This is a genomic window from Bartonella queenslandensis AUST/NH15 (assembly GCF_000312585.1).
GTDB classification, from domain to species: Bacteria; Pseudomonadota; Alphaproteobacteria; order Rhizobiales; family Rhizobiaceae; genus Bartonella; species Bartonella queenslandensis_A.
Map to the genome: position 1 here is coordinate 50,711 of NZ_HE997997.1, position 2,140 is coordinate 52,850.

The following is a 2,140-nucleotide window of genomic DNA, read 5'->3' on the forward strand; positions in this document are numbered from 1 at the left end:
ATTGAGTGAACTATATAAAAAACGTTATCTCTGTGCAATAAAGCACTTGACTATAGCATGTATTCAAGAATGAAAAAAACATCAATTTTTCTCTAAAAGAATTTCATATGATGTACATTTGAAAAGGATAAAAAAATTCTCTCTATTATTGGTAAAATGTTGTTTTAATGTATAAGGGGATCAAAAAGCCTTTTACGTGTATTTATTTTGGAAAAAAGCACGTTGATAATACCATGAAGAGCACTTGATATCGTTTTTTTACTGTTGCTTTATTGAGTGTTGTGAAACAAAATTAAACGAATGAAAAATGAAATTATGGAAACCACAACACATTATGAGCTGTTTATTATTGGGGGAGGAATAAACGGGTGTGGATTGGCAAGAGATGCAGCTGGGCGCGGTTTTAAAGTAGGATTAGCTGAAATGAATGATCTTGCATCGGGGACATCAAGTGCCTCAACAAAGCTTATTCATGGGGGACTTCGTTATCTCGAACACTATGAGTTCAAACTTGTTCGTGAAGCACTAAAAGAACGTGAGATCATTTTACGTATGGCTCCACATATTGTGCGCCCATTGCGTTTTCTTCTTCCGTATCATAAAGGATTACGTCCTGCTTGGATGTTACGTTTTGGACTTTTTATTTATGATTATTTAGGGAAATGGAATCAGAAATTATGGCGCAGTAAAGCGATTAATTTTTCAAACGAGTTTTGCTCTACACTGAAGAAAGAATATCAAAGAGGTTTTGAATATTCTGATGCAAGAGTAGATGATGCCCGTTTAGTCATGGCCAATGCGCGTGATGCAGAAAAGTGGGGAGCTGATATAAAAGTACGGACAGAAGTTCTTTCTTTAAAAAAAGACGACAAAAAATGGCGTATTGTTCTACAAGACAAGTTAAGTGGTAAAGAATATAGTGTCACAGCTTCTTATGTCGCGAATATGACTGGGCCATGGATTGATCATGTTTTGGCAAGCGTATTAGATTCTAAAGAACATCCACCAGTACGACTAGTTAGAGGTTCTCACATTTTGGTTCCTAAACTTTATACTCATGATCGTGCTTATATTTTTCAAAACGGTGACGGGCGTATTATATTTGCAATTCCGTATCAAGAGGATTTTACCTTGCTTGGAACGACAGATTGTGATTATCAGGGAGATCCAGCCGACGTTCATATTACTGACACAGAGATTGATTATATTTGCGCAGCAGCTAGTGATTATTTCATACAGCCAGTGTCGCCTAAAACTATTGTTTGGTCTTATTCTGGAGTTCGTCCACTCTATGATGATGGATCTTCAAAAGCTCAAGAAATTACGCGCGATTATGTTTTAAAAGAAGTGGGGAAAGGAAGTACACCAAAGATTCTTAATCTTTATGGTGGGAAGATTACAACGTATCGTAAATTGGCTGAAGATGCGATGAAATTCATTGAAAAAGCGCTTGGTCAAAAGGGAGCATCATGGACGACGAATGCTATACTTCCAGGAGGTGATTTTCTTTATAACCAGTTAGATACTCTTGAAGAGAGGATTGCTCTTTTGACGCCAGATTTAGATGCTTTTACACATCGCAGACTTGCACGCTCCTATGGTACGGAAGCATTGGAGATATTTGCAGATGTTAAGGCGGATAGAGGAAAAAATTTTGGGCATGGACTTTATGAAGTAGAAGTAAAATGGTTGATGGAAAAGGAATGGGCCAAAACATGTGAAGATGTGTTATGGCGTCGTTCAAAACTTGGCCTTTTCTTTAATGCGCAAGAGGTTGATATTCTTTCTTGCTATATGCAAAGCCAAAAAGAAATTAAAAAACATTTATAGTCATTGAGCTCTACAGATTTTATCAGCAATGTTGTAAAATGCTTTTCTTCAGAAAACATATTGCTACAAGCCATCCCCGTTGAAAAGACAATGATTGTCCATATCCCTCATTTAGTTTCTCTGTAACAATCATAAAATAAAAATGAGCGAAATTGGATGGAATATTTAGAGTAAAACTTGTCTATCCTATGAAGGAAAGTCTAATAAATATCAGAAAAAAACTCATTGAGAGAAAATAATTTATAATTGGATTCGTATGAAACAAAAAAATCTTTGTCTTTTATTCGAGAAGAAATAAAAGCACTCTTTC

1 protein-coding gene is annotated in these 2,140 nt (G+C 35.8%); it reads left to right on the forward strand.

Annotated features, from left to right (window positions below):
- Nucleotides 1-300 precede the first annotated feature (300 nt).
- Nucleotides 301-1,830 carry a glycerol-3-phosphate dehydrogenase gene (glpD, locus tag BN338_RS03885; protein ID WP_039759212.1) on the forward strand — a complete coding sequence of 510 codons (1,530 nt, stop codon included), beginning with the start codon at nt 301-303 and terminating at the stop codon, nt 1,828-1,830.
- Nucleotides 1,831-2,140: the final 310 nt, after the last annotated feature.

What these genes read in the sequence shown, in the direction of transcription:
- glpD (WP_039759212.1), top strand. Translation starts at nt 301, where the DNA reads ATGAAAAATGAAATTATGGAAACCACAACACATTATGAGCTGTTTATT.